This window comes from Nocardioides albus (assembly GCF_014648255.1).
Classification (GTDB): Bacteria; Actinomycetota; Actinomycetes; order Propionibacteriales; family Nocardioidaceae; genus Nocardioides; species Nocardioides albus.
Genome location: NZ_BMQT01000004.1, coordinates 342,483 through 356,378 on the forward strand (window position 1 = coordinate 342,483; position 13,896 = coordinate 356,378).

Annotated in this window: 11 protein-coding genes; 10 read left to right on the forward strand and 1 reads right to left on the reverse strand. The window is 68.6% G+C overall.

Annotated features, from left to right (window positions below):
* Positions 1-38: 38 nt before the first annotated feature.
* The 5 genes from IEY84_RS10505 (at position 39) to IEY84_RS10525 (ending at position 6,818) form a co-directional block, all read left to right on the forward strand.
* Positions 39-1,016, forward strand: coding sequence for a carbohydrate kinase family protein (locus IEY84_RS10505; protein WP_229788577.1), 978 nt, complete (start codon positions 39-41; stop codon positions 1,014-1,016).
* On the forward strand, positions 1,013-1,930 hold the full coding sequence (locus IEY84_RS10510; protein ID WP_183542808.1) for a pseudouridine-5'-phosphate glycosidase: 918 nt from the start codon (positions 1,013-1,015) through the stop codon (positions 1,928-1,930). The genes IEY84_RS10505 and IEY84_RS10510 overlap by 4 nt, the downstream gene beginning before the upstream one ends.
* 180 nt (positions 1,931-2,110) lie before the next feature.
* Positions 2,111-3,211: a glycosyltransferase family 2 protein gene (locus tag IEY84_RS10515; RefSeq protein ID WP_229788578.1), complete on the forward strand. Its 1,101-nt coding sequence runs from the start codon at positions 2,111-2,113 to the stop codon at positions 3,209-3,211.
* 188 nt (positions 3,212-3,399) lie between these two features.
* On the forward strand, positions 3,400-5,757 hold the full coding sequence (locus tag IEY84_RS10520) for an Ig-like domain-containing protein (RefSeq protein ID WP_183542812.1): 2,358 nt from the start codon (positions 3,400-3,402) through the stop codon (positions 5,755-5,757).
* A gap of 227 nt (positions 5,758-5,984) precedes the next feature.
* Positions 5,985-6,818, forward strand: a complete 834-nt coding sequence (locus tag IEY84_RS10525; protein WP_183542814.1) for an alpha/beta fold hydrolase — start codon at positions 5,985-5,987, stop codon at positions 6,816-6,818.
* Here the strand turns inward: IEY84_RS10525 and IEY84_RS10530 are convergent.
* Positions 6,795-8,129 carry an MFS transporter gene (locus IEY84_RS10530; protein WP_183542816.1) on the reverse strand — a complete coding sequence of 445 codons (1,335 nt, stop codon included), beginning with the start codon at positions 8,127-8,129 and terminating at the stop codon, positions 6,795-6,797. The genes IEY84_RS10525 and IEY84_RS10530 overlap by 24 nt on opposite strands.
* A 158-nt stretch (positions 8,130-8,287) precedes the next feature.
* Here IEY84_RS10530 and IEY84_RS10535 point away from each other — a divergent pair, with 158 nt between their 5' ends.
* From IEY84_RS10535 to IEY84_RS10555, 5 genes are all read left to right on the forward strand, one after another.
* Positions 8,288-8,662, forward strand: coding sequence for a YciI family protein (locus tag IEY84_RS10535; protein WP_183542819.1), 375 nt, complete (start codon positions 8,288-8,290; stop codon positions 8,660-8,662).
* A gap of 7 nt (positions 8,663-8,669) precedes the next feature.
* Positions 8,670-9,932 (forward strand): RNA polymerase sigma factor, encoded by a 1,263-nt coding sequence (locus tag IEY84_RS10540; RefSeq protein ID WP_183542821.1) that lies wholly within the window; start codon positions 8,670-8,672, stop codon positions 9,930-9,932.
* Positions 9,933-9,965: 33 nt separating this feature from the next.
* On the forward strand, positions 9,966-10,328 hold the full coding sequence (locus IEY84_RS10545; protein ID WP_183542823.1) for a YciI family protein: 363 nt from the start codon (positions 9,966-9,968) through the stop codon (positions 10,326-10,328).
* A 70-nt stretch (positions 10,329-10,398) separates the two neighbouring features.
* Positions 10,399-12,342, forward strand: a complete 1,944-nt coding sequence (locus tag IEY84_RS10550) for a M3 family metallopeptidase (protein WP_183542825.1) — start codon at positions 10,399-10,401, stop codon at positions 12,340-12,342.
* 200 nt (positions 12,343-12,542) lie between these two features.
* Positions 12,543-13,832 carry a mechanosensitive ion channel gene (locus IEY84_RS10555; protein WP_183542827.1) on the forward strand — a complete coding sequence of 430 codons (1,290 nt, stop codon included), beginning with the start codon at positions 12,543-12,545 and terminating at the stop codon, positions 13,830-13,832.
* The last annotated feature ends 64 nt before the right edge of the window (positions 13,833-13,896 follow it).

The following is a 13,896-nucleotide window of genomic DNA, read 5'->3' on the forward strand; positions in this document are numbered from 1 at the left end:
GGGGGCGCGATCCGAGCACCCCGCTTACGATGCAAGTGATGAACCTGCACCTACCGCCAGACATCGTCGTGATCGGCGGCTCCAACATGGATCTCCACGCTCGGGCGCACGAGCAGGTGGTGATGGGTTCGAGCATGTCCGGATCGGCCGGCCTCTCGCCCGGTGGAGTGGGCCGCAACGTCGCGGAGAACCTCGCCCGGCTGGGTGACTCGGTGGCGCTGGTCTCGGTCGTCGGCGACGACCCGATCGGCGACGAGGTGATCGCCTACACCGAGGACGTCGGCGTCGACTGCACCTACGTCCGCCGCCGAGCAGACGTACGCACCGGCACCTACAACGCCGTGCTCGACTCCTCCGGTGAGCTGGTGGTCGCGGTGGCCGACATGGCCGCGACCGACGAGTTCTCCCCGCTGGTCGTGGAGGCGGCCCGCGACCTGGTCAAAAGCGCTCGCGGTGTGCTCGTCGAGGGCAACATCCCGGTCCGCACGGCCGACGTGGCGATCGACCTCGCCCGCGAGTTCGACGTGCCCGTCGTATTCGACCCGGTCTCGGTACCGAAGGCCAAGCGGGCGCGCGACCTGATCCGCGCCGATCGCGAGCTCTACCTGGTGACGCCCAACCAGGCCGAGCTGACCGCGCTGACCGACCTGCCTGCCGACAGCGACGCGGAGATCGAGAAGGCCGTCCACTCGCTGCACGACCGCGGCGTCGGGGTCGTCTGGGTGCGCCTCGGCGCCCGCGGCTCGGTGATCAGCTACAATGACGTCTACCAAGAGCTTCCCGCCGTGCCGACCGACGTCGTCGACGTCACCGGCGCGGGCGACGCGATGCTCGCGGCGTTCGCCCACGAGCTCCTCCGAGACGTCGATCTGGTCGCGGCGGCCCGATTCGGGCACGCCGCGGCGGCGCTGACCTGCGGCACTCACGACACCGTCCGGATGGACCTCAGCGAGAGCCTCGTCAGAGATTGCGCAGCAGGCGGCCCGGTCCGCGCAACCTCTGAGGAGATGGCGTGAAGATCCGGCTCACCGAAGAGGTCCGGGCCGCGCTCGCCGAGGGGCGCCCGGTCGTCGCGCTGGAGTCGACGATCATCAGCCACGGCATGCCCTACCCAGACAACGTCAAGATGGCCACGGAGGTCGAGCAGATCGTCCGTGACAACGGGGCCGTCCCAGCGACGATCGCGCTCCTCGACGGCATCCCGCGAGCCGGCCTGGCTCCGGACGACCTGGAGCTCCTCGCGTCCGACCCCGCGGTGACCAAGGTCAGTGTCCGCGACCTTCCCTACGTCGTCGCCCGCGGTCTCCACGGCGCGACGACGGTCGCGGCGACCATGCGCCTGGCAGCGATGGCCGGGATCAGGACGTTCGTGACCGGTGGGCTCGGCGGCGTACACCGGGGAGCCGCCACTTCTTTCGACATCTCCGCCGACCTGACTGAGCTCGCCCGCACCCAGGTCGCGGTGGTGAGCGCCGGCGTGAAGTCGATCCTCGACATCGGTCTCACGCTGGAGACGCTGGAGACGTACGGAGTGCCGGTCCTGGTCAACGGCAGCGACGAGTTCCCGGCCTTCTACTCCCGCAGCTCGGGGTTTCCGGCGCCGCTTCGGGTCGACGGGCCCGACGAGGCCGCGGCGGTGATGAAGGCCGCCTGGGACCTCGGTCTCCCGAGCGGAATGGTCGTCGCCAACCCGGTCCCCGTCGCCGACGAGATCCCCGCCGAGGTGATCGGGCATCACATCGATCAGGCGCTCGCAGATGCCGAGGCCCGCGAGGTCCGCGGCAAGGACATCACCCCGTTCCTGCTGGCCAGGATCGTCGAGCTGACCGGCGGCGACTCGCTGGCGACCAACATCGCGCTGGTGCGTGACAACGCCGCCTTCGGGGCCCAGATGGCCGCGTCGCACGCCCTGCGGCACGCTGAGCGATAGCCGCAGGGTGACGAACGCTCACCGCTCGTTCACCCCGGAGACACCACGGTCGGCCTAACATCTCGTCTGGTTGTGCGTTGATCCTCCCGTGACCGATAGCCCCCACATTGGCCCGACCAGAGTCGACACGCTCGCGATGGCGAGTGTGCGCTGGTGAACACCCCCTTAGACTCCATATGCGTGGGGGCATTCAGGAGGAGGGACAAGCCGAGGCTGCTGAGCGTCGTCGTGCCGGTCTACAACGTGGCCGACTACGTCGCCGACAGCCTCGCCAGCATCCTGCGCCAGCCCCTGCGTGAGGTCTGCGCCATCGAGGTCGTCGTGGTCGACGACGGGTCCACCGACGGCTCTGCCGAGATCGTCAAGGGCGTCGCCGCGAAGGACCCCCGGGTCACGCTGATCACCCAGCCCAACTCCGGTGTCTCCATCGCCCGTCGCGCCGGGATCGCGGCCGCCACCGGTGACCTGCTCACCTTCGTCGATCCCGATGACATCCTGCCCCGCGACGCCTGGACCCCGATGCTGCGGTCGCTGCGGCGTACCGGCTCCGACTTCGCGGTCGGCGCCGCCGAGCGCGTGAGCGTCGTCAACGGCGAGGAGCGCAGGTACGTCACCCCGCTGATGCGCCGCAACCACTCCCGGACGCGCCTCAGGTGCCGGATCGAGGACGCGCCGCTGATGCTCGCGGACGTGTTCGTCTGGAACAAGATCTTCCGGCGCTCCTTCTGGACCGACAACGACATCACCTTCCCCGAGCGAACTCGCTACCAGGACCAGGTGGCCCTGACCCAGGCATTCCTGGCCGCCCGGAGCTTCGACGTCCTCACCGACGTCGTCTACGACTGGCGGGTCCGGTCCGACCTGTCCTCCGCCACCCAGAAGCGCGCTCAGATCGCCAACCTGGTCGAGCGGATCACCACCAAGCGCCAGACCGTCGAGATGGTGGCCGCCACGGGCTCCGAGGAGCTGATGCGGACGCTGCGCACCGAGATCCTCCCGATCGACATGTGGGAGCACTTCCGCGCGGCGGTCGATCCCTCCACCGAGGACCCCGACCGCTACTGGTCGCTGCTTCGCGAGGCCGTCCTCGAGCTCTGGTACGACGCCGGCGTCCCCTTCGAGGAGACCACCGTCCCGCGTGGTCAGCGCCTGATGGCCTGGCTGGTCTCGCGAGACCGCCGCGACGACCTCGCCGACCTCATCGAGATGATCGACGAGCGCGGCCCGGCCAAGACGATCGAGGCGTTCGCCGCCGCCGAGGACCTGCCGGTCGGTCTCTGAGGGGGCAGGATCCCCACAGTTGAGAGTCAGTTGACCGTCAACTCGGTATAGCAGCACTCGTTCGATGGCCCTGGCCACTAGCGTCTACCCGCCTGGGTATCCGATCCGTCGCGAGCGCCTCGGCGTCTTCCTCTCGGGACCGTCGTCTGCGGCCGTACGCCGCACCTCGTAGAAGCTGGCCATCCCTCATGCATTCACCGCAGCGCGCCCTCGCGCTGATCGCCGGACTGACCGTCAGCGCCCTCGCGCTGAGCGTGGCACCGGTGATCGCCGCCGAGGCTCCGCCGACCCCGGACGTCACCTGCGCCACGACCGCGCCGACCATCGACGGAGCTCAGGCGGTCGCTCGCGCCTGCGGTGACGAGGTCGAGGTGTCCGGGGAGGACGCCGATCTCACCGCACTCCCCGATGGTCGGATGCGACTCGATCTTGCTCCCCGGCTCGCGGCCGACGAGCCGACCACGCTGCCCAGCTACCCACCGCGCGGAGTGGATGCGACCAGCGCTGACGTGGAGAACTCGGTGACCGGCACCTCCGACCTCGACCCGGAGACCGGGCCGGCATGGGTGGGTCACTGCGACCCGGCGGAGGTCGGCGACGACCCCTACGCCGAGCGGATCCTCGAAGCCTGCGGCGAGGCGCCCTCCAGCCAGCGCATCACCTGGGAGTTCGACGACCTGAGCGCGCTCGACGGCGTACGTGCCGAGGACATCGACGCCGCCGAGTTCATCGTGCGCGCCGACCTCGCCTGGGTCGATCCCGACACCTGCCCGCCGAGCACGCTCGAGCTGTACGCCGGTGGCGACTGGAGCAACCAGCCCGCGTCCGCGATGACCTACTACGCTGCCGCATGCCCGCAGGACCGCATGTGGACCGGCTACTTCGACTTCGTGGCCACCTCGCTCGCCAAGCAGGCGGTCACCGACGGGACGCTCTCGGTCGGGCTGAAGGCCGCCGACGAGACCTGCATGGCCTGTGGCTGGAACCTGGTCGAGGACGCCGGTCTCTCCGTCTACTTCAACCGCGCTCCGGATGCTCCTACCAGCCTCCTGGCCGGCACAGACCTGCCCGGCGACGCCTGCACCGGCGAGACGACCTGGCTCAACCGCGCTATCCAGATGAGTGCGTTCATCACCGATCCCGACACGCTGGAGAACTCGCGAACCGACCGCGTCCGAGCGCACTTCCGGGTCTACCCGGCGGGCACCGTGGACGGGACGCCGCTCTACGAGGCGACCACCAGCGGCACCCTCGCGGGCTGGCGTCAGACGACGTACATCCCGGCCGACGTCCTGACCGACGGCGGCGAGTACGACGTCTGGGTCTCCGGCATCGACGGGTACGGCCTCGAGGGCACGGCCTCGAAGTGCCGGGTCGGTTACGACATCACCGCACCCGCGGTGCCCGAGATCGTCCCGGTCGTGGGGGCGGACACGGTCTACCTCGCCGGCGGCGGTCCGCGCGGTGGCCCGAGCACACCTGGAAAGTTCTGGGTTCGCAGCGCCGACGCCGTGCTGGTCAACTTCGCGAGCGGAAACAACCCGATCTGCGCCTGGGGCGCCGAGGTTCCCGCGCACCCGTACACGACCTTCGAATATCTGCCGGGCAGCTACGACTCCATGATCGGCGGTCAGGTGATGGCCTGCGTCTACGACCGTGCCGGCAACCGGAGCGCGGCGACCTACGAGTTCGACGTCGCCTCGAGCGCCTCCGGAGACCTCACCCCGCCGGCGATTGCGGTAAGCGGGGGCAGCTCCTACAGCTACGGCAGCACGTACCCCTCGAGCGTCACCGTGAGCCCGGACGCGATCACGCCTTACGGCACGGTGACGGTCTCGGCCGGCTCGACCGTCCTCGGCTCGGCGACCTTCGACGTGCGTACGAAGACGATCACCGTGCCTGCCAAGAAGCTGCCGGTGGGCACGCACACGCTCACCTACACCTACCAGGCATTCCCCGGGGCGCCGCGGTGGTCGACGACCCGTTCGGTCAAGGTCGTCGGTCTGTTCACGGCTCCCGCGCCCACGATCTCGGGAACGGCCCAGGTCGGTCGGAAGCTCACCGCCTCACGAGGCACCTGGACGCCGTCACCGTCCACGGTGACGTACGTCTGGAAGGTCGGCTCCACCGTGCTGAAGTCCGGCACTGCGAACTGGTTGACCGTGCCCGCCTCCGCGAAGGGAAAGCGGATCACCGTGAGCGTGTCCGGATCGCGGAGCGGTTACACCACGAAGACGGTGACGAGCGCGGCGACGCGGACCGTCGTCACGGGGGTCTTCGCCGCTCCGCGACCGAAGCTGACGGGCGTCTTCCGGGTCGGTCGCACGATCACCGCCAGCCGGGGCACCTGGACACCAGCCCCGGCCGCGGTCAAGTACGTCTGGAAGCTCAACGGCCGGACGTACAAGACCACGACCTCCACGAGGCTGAGGCTTCCGGCATCGGCGAAGGGCAAGAAGGTGACGGTCACGGTCGTCGGGTCGCGGACCGGGTACGTCACCAAGTCGGTGACCTCGGCTGCACTGCTCGTGCGCGGACCGGCCTGACCAGGTGGCGGGCGGACCAGTCCGCCCGCCACCGACCGATACCCAACCTGAAACCAACCCGAAACCAACCCGAAACCCCTGGTCGTATCGGAAAGTCCTGGGTCTCAGGGACCAAAGACCTGCGATGGGCCCGGATGCGTAGGGAATTGGGCGATTCCCGTTGCACGGCTGTTGCCGGAGGGGCAAGGTGTGGGCACCCCACGCCATTGCTTCGAGGAGCCCCCTGAATGCCCAGCGTCCAGCTGTCGGCCGGTCCGATCGACTACGAAGATACCGGCGGTGACGGCCCTGTCCTCGTGCTCCTCCACGGAGTGCCGATGGACGGCCGTCTGTGGCGTCGTGCGATGCCTCACCTCGGCGGGTTCCGGGTGATCCGGCCGACGCTGCCGCTCGGCGGCCACCGGAAGCCGATGCGACCGGACGCGGACCTCAGTCAGCAAGGGGTGGCGAACATCCTCGGCGACTTCCTCGATGAGCTCGAGCTCCACGACGTCACCCTGGTCCTCAACGACTGGGGCGGCGGGCAGTTCCTCATCAACGCCGACCGCACCGACCGCATCGCGCGACTGGCGCTGGTGGCGTGCGAGGCCTTCGACAACTACCCGCCCAAGGCGGCCAGGCCGCTGGCCGTGCTCTCGAAGGTGCCGCCGCTGTTCACCGCAGCGCTGCAGCTGTTCCGCGTGCAGGGGTTCCGGCAGGCGAGCTCGGGCTACGGCGGGATGTCGGTCGACAAGGACTACCACCTCTACGACGACCTCGTGCACGGCTGGTTCGCGCCGGCACTGACCGACAAGGCGATCCGCCGCGACTTCATGAAGTTCGCCGGCGGCGCGCCTGGGCGCGACGAGCTGCTCGAGCTGGCCGAGGGGCAGCAGAAGTTCACCAAGCCGGTGCTCGTCGTCTGGGCCGGCCAGGACACGATGATGCCCGCCGAGCACGGTCCCCGGTTGGCGGCGCACTACCCCGACGCGCGGCTGGAGATCGTCAAGGACTCCTCGACGCTGGTGCCGATCGACCAGCCCGAACAGCTCGCGGGCCTACTTCGCGCCTTCGTCGGCTGACGCAGCGGCGGGGGCGTCGCTCCGGTTGACCCGGTAGGCGACGAAGCTCGGGACCAGCAGCGCGCACAGCGCGATCCCGATCAGGTTCAGCAGACCACCTCCGGTGGTCGCGATAGCGGTGCCGACCACGGCTGCCGCGCCGCCGTGCAGGACGTCGGCCACCCGTGGGCCGCCCGCGACGACGACCGTGAAGACCCCCTGCAGCCGGCCGCGTACGTTGTCGTCGGCTGCTGCTTGGAGCATCGACATCCGGATCGCCGCAGAGGCCACGTCGGCGGCGCCGGCGATCATCATGAAGAGCACCCCGAGGCCGAGAAGGAGTGCCGTGGTGCGCCCGTCGACGGCGTGGTTCGCCAAGGCGACGGTGAGCCCGAACAGGGTGATCCCCAGCGCCCAGACAGCGATGCACCACATGACCACGCGCCCCTGGGCCTCGGCCCGGGAGACCCAGCCGGAGAAGATCCCGCCGATCACCGCGCCGGCCGGGATGGCGGCGAAGAGCAGCGCGAAGGCGATCCCGCCTTCGGACGGGCCGCCGAAGGACTCGTGCGCGATCTGTGGGAACAGCGCCCGCGGCATCGCGAAGACCATCGCGATCAGGTCGACCACGAAGCTCATCAGCAGCACCGGCTGGTGACGCAGATAGGCGAAGCCGTCCCACACCGAACGCAGCCCGGGGACCTTGGCCCCGGCGCCCTCGACGGGGAGCCTCGGCAGCAGCACGACCGCGTAGAGGGTCACGAAGAGGGTGACGGTGTCGATGGCGTACAACCAGGTGAACCCGGTGAACGGCAGCATCACGCCGGCGACCAGCGGGCCCGCGATGGCACCCGCCTGGAAGACGGTCATCTGCAGGGAGTTGGCGGCCGGGAGCAGGTGGACGGGCAGGATCTTGGGCAGCAGCGCCGAGCGGGTCGGCTGGTTCACCGCGAAGAACGCCTGCTGAACCGAGAACAGGCACAGCAGCAGCCAGACGTTGGTGTTGCCGAGCGCGGACTGGAGCCAGAAGAGCGCGCTGGTGACGATCAGCCCGGTGGTCGAGACCATCAGGATCGTACGCCGGTCGAAGTGGTCCGCCAGCGCGCCGCCGTAGAGGCCGAAGACGATCAGCGGGACGAGTCCGAAGACACCGGTGAGACCGACGTACGCCGAGGAGCCGGTGTCGGCGTAGATCTGGGCCGGCACCGCCACGACGGTCAGCTGCGCGCCGATCATGGTGACGATCCCGGCGAGCCACAGGCGCCGGAAGTGCGGCTCCTGGAGCGGGCGGGTGTCGGCGACAGCACCCTTGAGCCGTGCGGCGATGGTCATTCTGCTCCGGTGGTCGAGCCTGTCGAGACCAACAAATAGTAAAGACCTGAATTTCCCTGGAGAAATTCGCGTGAGGGGTGTCGGATCGGGGTGTAGACGTTCGTAGCAAGGGTGAGAGGCGGCCACCGAGGCCGCCCGCACACAGAGGAGTGAGCACCATGGCCAAGTACCTGATGTCCGTCTGGGGTCCCGACTCGGACTACGAGAAGGAGCACTACGGCTACGCCTCGGAGGAAGAGATGATGCGCTCGTTCGAGGCGACCGGGAAGTTCAACGACAAGCTGCAGCAGGAGGGCTACTTCGTCTTCGCCGACGGCCTCGATGCCGCGAAGAACGCGACCGTCGTCGACGGCCAGGGCGAGAAGCCGGTCATCACCGACGGCCCCTATGCCGAGGCGAAGGAGTACATGGCGGGCTTCTGGATCATCGACGTCCCTGATCTCGACGTCGCCCTCAAGCTCGCCACCGAGGCCTCCGCTGCCTGCCTCGGCAAGGTCGAGGTACGCCCGATGCAGACCGGCCCTGAGGCGTGACTCTCTGTTGACGGATATCGACGAGGCGATCACCCGGGCCCACCAAGAGGAGTGGGCCCGGGTGGTCGCCAGCCTCGCCAGGCGCTTCGGCGATCTCAGCATCGCCGAGGATGCCGCGGCCGAGGCGTTCATGGTCGCTGTCGAGCGTTGGCCGCTCGACGGCGTACCACCCAACCCCGGCGCGTGGCTCACCACCACCGCCAACCGCCGCGCGATCGACCGGATCCGCCGCGAGTCCAAACGTGACGACAAGCAGAAGGAGGCGGTCGCCTTGGCTGAGATCCAGGGTCCCGACGAGCCTTCGCTTGATGGGTGCAGCGCCATCGAGGACGATCGGCTCCGGCTGCTCTTCACCTGTTGTCACCCCGCGCTCGCGCCCGAGGCGCGGATCGCGCTGACGCTGCGCATGGTCGGCGGTCTGACCGTGCCCGAGATCTCCAGTGCGTTCCTGGTCCAGGAGACCACGATGGGCCAGCGGATCACGCGCGCGAAGAACAAGATCAAGGCCGCCCACATCCCCTACCGGGTCCCGGAGGCGACCGATCTCCCGGAGCGGGTGAGCGGTGTCTTGGCTGTCCTCTTCCTGGTCTTCAACGAGGGCTACCTCTCCTCGGGCGACCACGAGAACGCCGTACGCGGTGATCTGACCGGCGAGGCCATCCGGCTGACCCGGCTGGTCCGCGCCCTCCTCCCGGAGGACGGTGAGGTCGCCGGGCTGCTGGCGCTGATGCTGCTGATCGAGGCGCGGCGTACGGCTCGGGTCTCGGCCACCGGGGAGCTGGTCCGGCTCGACGAGCAGGACCGCGGGGCGTGGGATCTCGGACTGATCGCCGAGGGGCACGCGCTGGTGCGCGAGCGGCTCGCCGTGGTCGCCAACGGTGGTCCGCGACCCGGCCGCTATCAGATCCTGGCCGCCATCAACGCCGTCCACACCTCGGTGAGGGACGCCCGCGACACCGACTGGTCCCAGATCGTCGCGCTCTATGACCAGATGATCCGGGTCGACCCCTCGCCGATCGTCCGTCTCAATCGTGCGATCGCCGTCGCCGAGATGGACGGCCCGGAGGTGGCGCTCGCCGAGATCGACCGTCACCTGGGCCCCAGCCTGGACGACTACCACGCCCTCCATGCCACTCGGGCCGACCTGCTGCGCCGGCTGGGCCGCAGCAACGACTCCCGCGCGGCGTACGACCGGGCCATCGAGCTCGCCGAGAACTCGGCCGAGATCGCGCTGCTGACCCGGCGCAGGGACCAGCTCGGACCAAGCTGACCGCCGGATTCGTCCGGAGACAGGAGACGACCAATGCCCGAATACATCGTCGCGTTCAACGACGAGTGGGTGGCCGAGCACACGATGGAGCAGCTACGCGCGAAGCGCGATGCCTCCCTGGCGCTGCTCGACGAGATGAGGGCCGCTGGGGTCTTCGTCTACAGCAACGGCGGGATCGATGCCTCGACCGCCATCTTCAGCGTCGAGGCTGCCGGCGGCGAGCCGGTCTTCACCGACGGCCCGTACGTCGAGACCAAGGAGCATCTCGGCGGTTTCTGTGTCATCGACGTCCCCGACGATGCCGCGGCCCGCCACTGGGCCGGCCGGATGGCGGTCGCACTCGATTGGCCGCAAGAGGTCCACCGGTTCCCGGCGCCGCGGCGCTTCGACGAGTGAGCTCCTGATGAGTCCGACGCTTCGCTGAATCTCGGGAGCAAAGCGTTTCAGGGCGTGGCAGGCTACCCGCATGAGTACGCCTGAGCCGCTTGCCCTGCCCGAGACCGACGCCGCGGAGGCCTGGGTCAGGGAGCGTACGTCGACGACGCTGACCCATGTGCGAGAGCTGGCCGAGCAGCTGCGGACCTCGCCCCCGAGCCGGCCGATCGAGGTGCTGAAGGCTTGGGACGAGCTGTCCCTCGAGCTGGGCTCGCTCGGCGGGCTGGCCGGTCTGCTCGCCAACGTGCACCCCGTGGAGGCGGTCCGCACCGCATGCGAGGACACCGAGGTCGAGGTCGATCGGCTGCGCACCGAGCTCACTCAGGACAAGACGCTCTACCAGGTCTTCGCGGGCCTGTCCGCCGAGCAGACCGCCGCGCTCGACCCGCTCGCCGCCCGGCTCCTGGAGAAGACCCTGCAGGACTTCACCCGGGCAGGCGTCGACCGTGACGACGCCACCCGCACCCGGCTCACCGAGATCAACGAGCGGCTCACCGAGCTCAACCTCGAGTTCTCCCGGGTGACCCGGGACGACGTACGCATCACCACGGCCACTCCCGAACAGCTCGACGGGATGCCCGCCGACTGGCTGGAGGCGCACCCGGTCGACGACAAGGGGCTCGTCGAGATCACCACCGACTACCCGGACGCGCTCCCGGTGCGGATGTTCGTGAAGGATCCGTCCGTCCGCCACGCCGTCACCGTGGCCGGCCTCGAGCGCGGTTGGCCGCACAACGACAAGGTCCTGAAGGAGATGTTCGCGCTGCGCCACGAGCTGGCGAACCTGGTCGGCTTCGAGGACTGGCCGGCGTTCGACGCCGCGGTGAAGATGATCGGCGACGGTCCGGCGATCCCAGAGTTCATCGACAAGATCACCGGCGCCTCAGAGGGGCGGATGAAGCGCGACCTCGAGGTGCTCCTCGACCGCTACGACCGCGACGCCCCGGGAGCCAGCGCCGTCTCCGCGGCCGATGTCCTCTACTACGAGGAGCTGGTGCGGCAGGAGAAGTACGACGTCGACAGCCAGGTGGTGCGTACTTTCTTCGACTTCGCCAAGGTGCATCAGGGCCTGCTGGATGTCACCGGGCGGCTCTTCGGGCTGCGCTACGAGCCGGTCTCCGACGTCGTCACCTGGCACGAGGACGTCAGCGTCTTCGACGTCTACCAGGCCTCGGAGGAGGCCGAGACCAGCGCGCCCCTCGGCCGGATCTATCTCGACCTCCATCCCCGCGAGGGGAAGTACAAGCATGCCGCGCAGTTCGACCTGGCTCCCGGTGTGAAGGGTCGGCAGCTGCCCGAGGGCGTGCTGGTCTGCAACTTCTCCCGCGGTCTGATGGAGCACGATCACGTCGTGACCCTCTTCCACGAGTTCGGCCACCTGATCCACCATGTCCTGGGTGGGCAGGGCGAATGGGCGCGGTTCTCCGGGGTCGCGACGGAATGGGACTTCGTCGAGGCGCCCAGCCAGATGCTCGAGGAGTGGGCCTGGGACGCCGCCGTGCTGCAGACCTTCGCCACCGACGAGTCGGGGACGCCGATCCCCGCCGACCTGGTCGCGCGGATGCGAGCGGCCGACGACTTCGGCAAGGGCTACCAGGCCCGGCAGCAGATGTTCTATGCCGCGATCTCCTACTGGTTCCACAAGGAGCAGCCCGAGGACCTGACCAGGCGCCTCGAGGAGCTCCAGGCGGCGTACTCTCCCTACCCCTACATCGAGGGCACCCATTTCTTCGCCAACTTCGGCCACCTGGGCGGCTACTCCTCGGCCTACTACACCTACATGTGGTCGCTGGTGATCGCGAAGGACCTGTTCAGTGCCTTCGACCAGGACAACCTGTTCGATCCCGAGGTCGCCGGTCGCTACCGCGACCTGGTGCTCGCCCGGGGTGGCGAGAAGGACGCCGCCGACCTCGTCGCGGACTTCCTCGGGCGGCCCTACTCGTTCGATGCGTACGCGGCCTGGTTGATCTCTTAGGGGCAGTTTCGACACGTTTGGCATACCGGGCGCGGTATTATAAGAGATTTCCTTATTTTCGTGTGCTGGAGCGCCAAACTTGCGTACTGGCGTTAACTGGACGAACGTCTCAGGAAGCAGAGGTGCCTGTTGCGTGCATCACTCGGGCTGCTCGTCGATCTCAGGCACCTTCTCCGAAACCCTATTGAGGGGAGAGACACATGGATGCCGTGAAAGACATCGACTGGGTGAATCTCGGTGGCAAAGTGGTCGCCGCGATCGTCATCCTGGTCGTCACCTGGATCATCGCGAAGATCGTCGCCTGGGCGTTCGCGAAGCTGACCTCGAAGATTCCGTTCCTCCAGAAGGCTGGCAGCGACGGGGACACCATCGGCAAGAGCCTCGGTTCCGTGGCCGCCCTACTGGTGTGGCTCTTCGGTCTGATCGCCCTGCTCGACCTGTTCGAGCTCAGCCCTGTGCTGGACCCGATCAAGAGCCTGCTCGACGGCGTGCTGGGCTTCCTGCCCAACGTGATCGGTGCGATCTTCGTCTTCATCATCGGTGCGCTCGTCGCCAAGGTCGTCCGTCAGCTCGTCGAGACCGCGCTCGGTGCGGTCCCGTTCGACAAGTGGATCGGCAGCGGCAGCAAGCTCTCCGACCGCATGGACGCGACGGTGGGAGTGGGCGAGACCGCCGCCACCACCCCGCAGTCTGCTTCGGCCCCGCAGTCGGGCACTGCCGCACAGATCGTCAAGGTCATCGGTCTCGTGCTCTACGCGATCATCATGATCGTGGTGGCCATCGCAGCTCTGCAGATCCTCGGGATCAGCTCGATCTCGCGGCCCGCTGAGCTCATGCTCGCCATGATCCTGGCCGCGATCCCGAAGATCATCGCCGCCGCGATCCTGCTCGGCATCGGCGTGGTCATCGCCCGCTTCGCTGCCGACGTCCTCGGTCAGCTCATCGACGGCCTCGGCTTCGACCGGGCGCTCCACTCCATGGACGTGCTGCCGCAGGGCCAGAGCGCGACCCCGATCGTCACCAAGGTGATCCAGGTCGGCATCGTGCTCTTCTTCGCCGTGATGGCGGCGCAGATGCTGGAGTTCCCGCAGATCACCAGGTTCATCTCCGAGGTGCTCGAGCTCGGTGGCCGGGTCGTCTTCGGTGGTGCGATCATCGCCGCCGGTGTCCTGATCGCCACGGTGCTCGCGAAGATCGTCCCGGGATCGGTCTCGCAGATCCTGAAGTACGCCACGATCGTGCTGTTCGTCGCGATCGGGCTGAGCTTCATGGGCCTGGCCGACTCGATCATCAACCTCGGCTTCGGTGCCGTGGTCGTCGGTGGTGCCGCAGCCGCGGCGCTCGCCTTCGGCCTGGGGGGTCGCGACGCGGCTGCCCGGCAGCTCGAGCGGATGCAGTCCGAGGGTGGTGGCGCGCGTGCTGCGACCACCGCGACGACGCCCCCGACCCCGCCGACGACCCCGCCGCCGCCCCAGACGCCTGGCGTCTGATCGCAGCGACGACCTCAGGGTCTGGCTCAGGGAGCCCCCGGATTTCCGGGGGCTCCCTCCTATT

Excerpts from the sequence above, each read along its gene's own strand:
- IEY84_RS10530 (WP_183542816.1), bottom strand. The coding sequence starts at position 8,129 with ATGACCATCGCCGCACGGCTCAAGGGTGCTGTCGCCGACACCCGCCCG.
- IEY84_RS10505 (WP_229788577.1), top strand. The coding sequence starts at position 39 with ATGAACCTGCACCTACCGCCAGACATCGTCGTGATCGGCGGCTCCAAC.
- IEY84_RS10535 (WP_183542819.1), top strand. The coding sequence starts at position 8,288 with ATGGCCAAGTACCTGATGTCCGTCTGGGGTCCCGACTCGGACTACGAG.
- IEY84_RS10555 (WP_183542827.1), top strand. The coding sequence starts at position 12,543 with ATGGATGCCGTGAAAGACATCGACTGGGTGAATCTCGGTGGCAAAGTG.
- IEY84_RS10550 (WP_183542825.1), top strand. The coding sequence starts at position 10,399 with ATGAGTACGCCTGAGCCGCTTGCCCTGCCCGAGACCGACGCCGCGGAG.
- IEY84_RS10545 (WP_183542823.1), top strand. The coding sequence starts at position 9,966 with ATGCCCGAATACATCGTCGCGTTCAACGACGAGTGGGTGGCCGAGCAC.
- IEY84_RS10525 (WP_183542814.1), top strand. The coding sequence starts at position 5,985 with ATGCCCAGCGTCCAGCTGTCGGCCGGTCCGATCGACTACGAAGATACC.
- IEY84_RS10520 (WP_183542812.1), top strand. The coding sequence starts at position 3,400 with ATGCATTCACCGCAGCGCGCCCTCGCGCTGATCGCCGGACTGACCGTC.